Annotated in this window: 9 protein-coding genes and 1 tRNA gene; 6 read left to right on the top strand and 4 right to left on the bottom strand. The window is 62.1% G+C overall.

Features of this window, described 5'->3' with window-relative positions; genetic code table 11:
• The 5 genes from NW809_RS09445 to cysQ all read left to right on the top strand — a co-directional run.
• Positions 1–356 (top strand): 30S ribosomal protein S16 (locus NW809_RS09445; RefSeq protein ID WP_414402002.1); only part of this gene is annotated, 356 nt, incomplete at its 5' end.
• 63 nt (positions 357–419) lie between these two features.
• On the top strand, positions 420–680 hold the full coding sequence (locus tag NW809_RS09440; protein ID WP_011431089.1) for a KH domain-containing protein: 261 nt from the start codon (positions 420–422) through the stop codon (positions 678–680).
• Positions 677–1780, top strand: a complete 1104-nt coding sequence (locus NW809_RS09435; RefSeq protein WP_011431090.1) for an ArsA family ATPase — start codon at positions 677–679, stop codon at positions 1778–1780. Before NW809_RS09440 ends, NW809_RS09435 begins: the two co-directional genes overlap by 4 nt.
• A gap of 27 nt (positions 1781–1807) precedes the next feature.
• On the top strand, positions 1808–2569 hold the full coding sequence (hisF, locus tag NW809_RS09430; protein ID WP_011431091.1) for an imidazole glycerol phosphate synthase subunit HisF: 762 nt from the start codon (positions 1808–1810) through the stop codon (positions 2567–2569).
• A 17-nt stretch (positions 2570–2586) separates the two neighbouring features.
• Positions 2587–3384: a 3'(2'),5'-bisphosphate nucleotidase CysQ gene (gene cysQ, locus NW809_RS09425; protein ID WP_011431092.1), complete on the top strand. Its 798-nt coding sequence runs from the start codon at positions 2587–2589 to the stop codon at positions 3382–3384.
• Between the two features lie 11 nt (positions 3385–3395).
• On the opposite strand, the gene NW809_RS09420 is transcribed toward cysQ, so the two are convergent.
• The 4 genes from NW809_RS09420 to NW809_RS09405 all read right to left on the bottom strand — a co-directional run bounded on the left by NW809_RS09420 (position 3396) and on the right by NW809_RS09405 (position 6649).
• Positions 3396–3860 (bottom strand): pentapeptide repeat-containing protein, encoded by a 465-nt coding sequence (locus NW809_RS09420; protein ID WP_011431093.1) that lies wholly within the window; start codon positions 3858–3860, stop codon positions 3396–3398.
• Positions 3861–4028: 168 nt separating this feature from the next.
• Complete coding sequence (locus tag NW809_RS09415; protein WP_011431094.1) at positions 4029–4802, bottom strand: PspA/IM30 family protein; 774 nt, start codon at positions 4800–4802, stop codon at positions 4029–4031.
• 284 nt (positions 4803–5086) lie between these two features.
• Positions 5087–5158 (bottom strand) — tRNA-Val (locus NW809_RS09410).
• A 294-nt stretch (positions 5159–5452) separates the two neighbouring features.
• Positions 5453–6649, bottom strand: coding sequence for a metallophosphoesterase family protein (locus tag NW809_RS09405; protein WP_011431096.1), 1197 nt, complete (start codon positions 6647–6649; stop codon positions 5453–5455).
• A 244-nt stretch (positions 6650–6893) separates the two neighbouring features.
• Here NW809_RS09405 and NW809_RS09400 point away from each other — a divergent pair.
• The coding region (locus tag NW809_RS09400; RefSeq protein WP_414402001.1) for a Fur family transcriptional regulator at positions 6894–7251 on the top strand (358 nt) is incomplete at its 3' end.

Raw genomic sequence — 7251 nt, 5'->3', positions numbered from 1 at the left:
ACTACAACCCGCGCACCAAGGAGACGGTTCTGGAGACGGCAGGCCTGCTCAAGTGGTTGCGTTGTGGCGCTCAGCCTACAGATACGGTGGACAGCCTCCTCAGGAAGGCCGGCATCTACGAGATGCTCAAAGCCGGCGAGGGCGGAGTGGTTGCCGCGATTCGCATCCCGGCTATCGCCAAGCCGGAGGCTGGGATCCCTGATCCGGCGCCGTCCACAGAGGAGCCTGCCGCTGTTTGCGAGGCCTCTGCCGAGATGGCAGGGCAACCGGGGGAAGTCGAGCCGGCTGGGGCGGCAGCGGAACCGAACTCCCAGGAGCCGGAGCCTGAGGAGGAAAAGCCTCAGGTTGAGGCCTAGGGTCGGCTACGCTTTCGGTTAAGCTTGGCTCGGCAGTTGTTCTTCCCTGTCGTCTAGCTCCCCATGCCGGATTACGAGGCCCTTGTCCATCTCCTGATCGAGCCGTTGCTCAGCGGTGGCCCGCCGCAAATGGATGTGGAAACCACTTGTGGCGGGCGCAAGGTATGGCTGCGGCTGGCTTTTGACCCCAAGGATCGCGGGCGGGTGTTGGGGCGAGGCGGGCGCACCCTGCAGGCCATTCGGCAGGTAATGATGGCGGCAGCTCAGTTGGCGGGGCAATCGCTGTACATCGACATCTACGGAGAGTCTGGAGAGCGGGAATGAGCCAGATCCTTACCTTCTTGGGCAAAGGGGGCACAGGCCGGAGCACCCTGGCCGTGGCAGCGGCCCGGGCAGCAGCCCAGCAGGGGCGGCGGGTGCTGTTGGTGGGCCATCAGCCGGGGTCGGGGCTGGAGATGCTCTTGGGCGGGATCCCGCTTTCCGGCGAGCCGGTAACCATTGCCGCCAATTTAAGTGTGGTGCAGTTGCGCACAACTCAGCTCCTGGAGCAACACTGGACGGCGGCCAAGGAGCTGGAAGCCCAATACGTGCGCACTCCCTTTTTCCGGGAGATCTACGGCCAGGAGCTGGGGGTGTTGCCGGGGATGGATCAGGCCCTGGCTCTGGAAGCCCTGCGTCGCTACGATGCCAGCGGCCAGTACGACTGTATTCTCTACGATGGGCCGGGGGATCTGACCACCTTGCGGGCTTTTGGGATCCCGGAGGTGGCCAGTTGGTACTGGCGGCGGGCTTCTAAAGCTTTTTTGGGCTCCGACTTGGCCAAAACCCTGCGCCCTTTCGTCGAGCCCCTGCTGCGATCGGTCAGCACAGTGGAGTTCTCGTCTTTAGAGGATCTGTCGAATCGGCTGGGGGGGATGACCAACATTTTCGAGGAGGGACGCCAGGCCATCGCCGATCCTCGTCGCGTGTTGGCCCACCTGGTAACCACCCCGGATCCGATGGCCGTGCAGACTGCCCGCTACCTCTGGGGCAGCGCCCAGATGGTGGGGCTGACGGTGGGTGGCCTCTGGGTCATGCCGCTGGTTCCTGGGGAAGTGTCGGCTGCCGATTTTTCTCCGCTGCCTGTGCGCATCCTGCCGCGGCGCCAGGGATCCGATTGGTCGGCTTTGGAAGAGGCGGTAGGAGGGATTTTCGCGGTGCCGCAGGTGCCGCCGCCGGTGGCCATCGACGAGGGAGCCCGTACCGTCAAGCTGTTTATTCCCGGCTTCAGCAAGGCCCAGATCGAGCTGAGCCAGTCGGGGCCGGAACTGACCATCACCGCCGGGGATCAGCGGCGCAACTTGTTCTTGCCCCCCAGCTTGGCAGGCCGGCAGGTAACCGGGGCCAAGTTTCAGGAGCCTTTCTTAGTCATCACCTTTGGCTAGGCCATCGCGCCAGCGGAGGAGAAGGCGATGTTGGCCAAGCGGATCATTCCCTGCCTGGATGTGGCGGCGGGGCGGGTGGTCAAAGGGATCCGGTTTGTGCAGTTGCGCGATGCCGGGGATCCGGTGGAGCTGGCCCAGGCCTACGACCAGGCGGGAGCTGACGAGCTGGTTTTTCTAGACATCACCGCCACTCACGAAGAGCGGGAAATCTTGCTGGAGGTGGTGCGGCGCACGGCGGAGCAGGTGTTTATCCCCCTCACGGTGGGAGGTGGGATCCGCGATCTGGAAGGGATCCGGCAACTGTTGCGGGCCGGGGCCGACAAGGTGAGCCTCAATTCGGCGGCAGTCCGGGATCCGGATCTGGTCACCCAGGCCAGCCGTCGGTTTGGATCCCAGTGCATCGTGGTGGCCATCGACGCCCGTGCCAAACCTCAGGGTGGCGGTTGGGAAGTGTACGTGCGCGGGGGGAGGGAGCCGACGGGCCTGGACGCGGTGGAGTGGGCCAAAACCGTGGCCGAGCGGGGGGCGGGGGAGATCTTGTTGACCAGCATGGACGCCGACGGCACCCAAGCGGGCTACGACTTGGAGCTGACCCGCCGCGTGGCCGAGGCGGTGGCGGTGCCGGTGATCGCCTCAGGGGGGGCAGGGGAATGTGCCCACATCCGCCAGGCTCTGCAAGAGGGGGGAGCAGAAGCAGCCCTGTTGGCCTCGCTGCTCCACTACGGCCAGTTGACAATTGCCCAGATCAAAGCCGATTTGGCCGCCCACGGCATTCCGGTGCGTCGCTAAACCTGGAGAGTTTGCCCATGCAGGATCTGGCCGATCTCCTGCCCCATGTCAGCCGCCTTGCGGAAACAGCCGGGCAGGCCATTTTGGAGATCTATCGGCAAGATCAGATCCGGGTCAGGGACAAGGCCGACTCCTCCCCCCTCACCGAAGCCGATCTGGCCGCCCACCACTTGATCCTGCGGGGCCTGCAAGATCTGACCCCCGGCCTCCCCGTGCTCTCGGAAGAATCCGGCGGGATCCCGTATCCGGAGCGGCAACAGTGGCGGCAGTTCTGGCTGGTGGATCCCTTGGACGGCACGCGCGAGTTTATCGGGCGCAGCGGCCAGTTCACCGTGAACATCGCCCTCGTCGAGGCAGGGATCCCCATCTTAGGCGTCGTCCATGCCCCCGCTCTCGGCCTTACCTACAGGGCTGTGCAAAGGCTGGGGGCCTATAGAGGAGATCAGCCCATCCGGGCCCGCCCGCCCGCCCAGGCCCCTCTGCAAGTGGTGGCCAGCCGCTCCCACCGCGGCCCGGAGACGGAGCAATTTCTCGAGCGGCTGCGGCGGCGCTACGGTTCCCTCGAGGTGAAGTCGGTGGGCAGCGCCCTGAAACTCTGCCTTGTGGCCGAGGGATCCGCCCATCTCTACCCCCGCTTCGACCCAACCATGGAGTGGGATACTGCTGCTGCCCACTGCATCGTCGAGCAAGCCGGGGGAAGCGTCACCGATCTAAAAGGGGATCCCTTGCGCTACAACAAGCCTGATCTGCACAACCCGCCCTTTGTGGCGGCTGCCGCCGATGCAGCCCAACTGTGGCAGGAGCTGGTTCCCTAGAAAGCCTGGGATTACATGCCCATCTCGGTGGGGTTGAACCCCTCCGGAAACTTGGTGTACTCATCGTAGAGGGCGCCGCGAAAACGGGTGTTGGTGATGATGGCTCCCCGCAGATCGGCGCCAATTCGCAAATCGGCGCGGCTGAGATCGGCCTCGCTAAGGTCGGCCCTGAGCAACTTGGCCCGGTAGAGGTTGGCCCCCCGCAGATCGGCCTTGACCAGCTTGGCCCCAATGAGGTTCACCCGCCGCAGTTTGGCTCCGCGCAGGTCGGCCCCTGAGAGATCTGCGCCCGACAGATCCCCCTCGCGCAAATCCGCCCCACTTAAGTCGGCATCCCGCAGGACAATGCCCCTCAAGTTCGCGCCGCTCAACTGGGCTCCGCTCAGGTTGGTTCCAGAAAAATCCCGCCGGCCAGACGCATAAGCCTGCAACAGTTGCTTGGCGTCCAGCAGAGGTTTGATACTCGCTGTGGTCATCGCTGTTTGTTTCTCTCGCAAAAACGCAGAAGGCTACCCTAACCCCACCAGAGGCAGGCCAAGAGCTCTTCTGGGCTAGCTTACCACTCTGTGTCCCCCTGCTTAGGATACCCCAACGCCCCTGAGCCCAGAGGAGACACTCTCAAGAAGACGCTACCTCCCATTCGTTCAAAGCCGGTCGATTTCGCGGCGTAGATTTTCTAGCTCTACATCTACCTCGCTCTCGCTGGTGGCAGCAGATTGATCTCTCGGCAGAGCTTTCTGCTCTCCGGCGGGCAATTGGCCCCCCATCGCCGCTTTCAGCATCATCAGCTCGTGATCGATGTCCGAGCCACCTGCTTCCAAAGCGGCAAACTGTCGCTCCAAGTTGTCCACCGCCAGCTCGGCCACGGCCGCCGACTGAGCTTCCAGGGCGTTTACCTTCTCTTCCATACGCTCGAAAGCCGCGAAGGCACTGGTGGCGTCCACCCGTCCGATAACCTGGTTAATTTGTTGGGAAGCTTTGGCCGCCCGAGCCCGCGCGATGAGCATATCCTTTTTGGTCTTGGCCTCGGCGATCTTGCTCTCCAGCTTGGTCATGTTGGCCTTCAAGACTTCCACCTGTTTGGTCTGCTCATCCAACTGCCGCTTCAGGCTCTGGGCGGTTTCGGCAAAGGTTTTCTTGCGCACCAGCGCTTCGCGGGCCAGGGCCTCGTTGTTGTTGCGCAGGGCCAACTCGGCGCGCCTTTGCCACTCGTCGACGTTCTGCTGCGCCTGCTCGTACTGCCGCTCGATCCGCTTCTGGGCAGCAATGGCCTGGGCAACTGCCTGCCGCATTTGGTAGTGATCCTCAGACATGTCCTGAATGGTTTGGTTCAGGATTTTCTCCGGATCTTCGGCACTGCTGATCAGCGCGTTGAGGTTGGCTCTGATGATCCGGCTGACCCGATCGAACAATCCCATCGGTCGTTTCCCCCTCTCGCAGTTTGACCTAATGCTACCCTTGCCACGCCGGCGCCTTCCAGGGCTCCTACTCCAGTATAGGGATCCCTGGCCGGGATCCGAAGAAATTGGCCGTAACCCCAGACCAACGCTCCAGCCCTCCAAAACAGCCGCTGCAGAGAGGAGCCCGTCCCCCCCTGGATTTTCGCAGGTTGCATGGAATTGTCGGGATCCCTGAAAGCCGAGAGGGTTTGCCGGACAAGGCCTTTTCGAACTTTGGCAGAGTCTTTGGGATCCTCTGACAATGGGCTGTGCTGGAATCGAACCAGCGGCTCCCACCGTGTCAAGGTGGTACTCTACCTCTGAGTTAACAGCCCTCGCTGAAGATGCGGCTGCGCATCTGCCCAAGGGTTGGAAATTGATGATATCACATCTGCAAGCCACTTCGAGGCCCACTCCTTGCCGCTCGGGGCTGCCAAGACGACGACTTCTATGGCCTTGTCCATCCCCTCCTACACTTGTGCCTGGCCCAGCGCAGGCGGGGATCCCATCTGCACAAGCGGCACTTCTCCCAGGTGTCGATACAGGACATTGTGCAGCAGCGCCATCTCTACCATCCGCAGAGGAGCTATCAGTCTTTTGCCGAGATGCAACGCTCCTGAGCTTAAGAGTCAGTCGTCGCGGCACAGGGATCCAATACGAGCTTGGCAGGTGGCGATTTCTTCGGGGGTGAGGTTATCCCAGTTAACATCGCGGCGCAGCACCAGGCCGTTGTGGCCGGTGATGAAGCGGGGCAGTTCGGCTTGGTCGATCACGCTCAGATCCCGCATGTGGTAGGTGGTGTAGTAGGTAACCTCCGGAGCGTCGAAGTCCACATCGATGAGGGTAAGGGTCTTGCGGGGGGGCAGGGGGCTATTCAGGAGGGGGCGGGGGCCGGAGCCGAGGATGCCGCAATGGAGCAGTTGCAGTTGCCCCTTGTGGCCGGGGTAGTAGCCGTGGTGGTGGCCGCTGATGTAAGTGTGGACGCGATATTTCTCCAGCAGGGCCCGTTTGGCGTCTGCCTCCAGCAGCACCTCTCCCGGATCGTCGCGTCCGACGGTAATCGCATAGAGAGGTAGGTGACCGATGACGATGCGCAACTTGGCCTTCTGGGCTCGTTCGCTGGCCAGCGCCGCTTCTGCCCAGGCCATCTGTTCCGGCGGGATGTAGTTGCAGGTGGCATCCCAAACTAAGTAAAACACCCCGTCTTTTTCGAAGGTGTAATAAAAGGGAAAGTCGCCTCGATCCACAAAATTCAAACCGGGATCGTGGGCCGGGTCGTTCCAAAACTCGCGGGCCAGATCCCGTTCTTTTTGGAAGAGAAAGCCCCCGCGCGTGCTGCGGGCACAGGACGCATCGTGGTTGCCCAGCGTGAAGCCGTAGGGCAGTTTGGCAGCACGAAGCGGGCCGGCCACATGCCGGTCAAAGGCTGCCCACATGGCGCGGATGCGCTCCTCCGACAGGCGGGGATCTTGGCCAGCCACCATGTCCCCTCCCCCCAAGACGATATCCGGCTGGAAATAGGGGATGAGGCGGATGGCCCGATCCACCTCCGGGTCGTAGTCCACCGAGCCGTAGATGCCATTCAGGTCGCTGATCACCATCAGGCGCAGATCGCGGCGGGCTGGGATGTAAAGGCCCCGGGGAGCTTCCGGATGGGGGACAACTGTGGGCGTAGGCCGAGGGGTAGGAGGCGGGGAAGCAGGGGATCCCATCTCTGCGGATAGAGGCACAGAAGCAGGGCGCTGCCGACTGGCCCAATAGGCCCCCACCAATCCACTGCTGCCGGCCAATCCCAACAGGCCTAAGATCATTTGGCGCCGCCGCATCCCGCTTCTCCTCAACACCCCAGCGATATTCGTAGATAGGCGATATCGTATTGTAAATAACTGAAGAAAATAACTGATAATTGACGCGCTCCCGTTGGCGCCCTTTCCTCCGCACACTGCCTGGACAGGTCGATGCCCGACGGAGATCTGGAGATCAGCCTTTGGAAACTTCGATTTAGGAATGTTAAACTAGTGTGAATGAGTAACCAGCTATCTCAGACTCGGTATGACTTGAGGTTTGCCCATGCCTCGCCCTGTGGATTCTTTGGAAGCTGCTTTGGAGCGATGCCGGGAGTGCAATCTGCGCCTCAGCCGGCAGCGTCGCTATATTTTGGAACTGCTGTGGCAATGCGGCGAGCACCTTTCTGCCAGAGAGATCTACGACCGCCTCAATCGGCAGGGCAAGCCCATTGGCCACACATCCGTCTATCAAAATCTGGAGGCTCTGGCCAGCCACAACATCATCGAGTGCCTAGATCGCGCCGATGGGCGCCGCTACGGCAATCGTACCCATCCTCACAGCCATGTCAACTGCCTGGATAGCAACCGCATCCTGGACGTAGATGTGGAGCTGCCGCCGGAGCTGCTGGCCCAGGTAGAGC

It is taken from the genome of Synechococcus sp. WC101, assembly GCF_047461555.1.
Lineage (GTDB): Bacteria > Cyanobacteriota > Cyanobacteriia > Thermostichales > Thermostichaceae > Thermostichus.
This window is presented reverse-complemented; position numbering and strand designations above follow the sequence as displayed.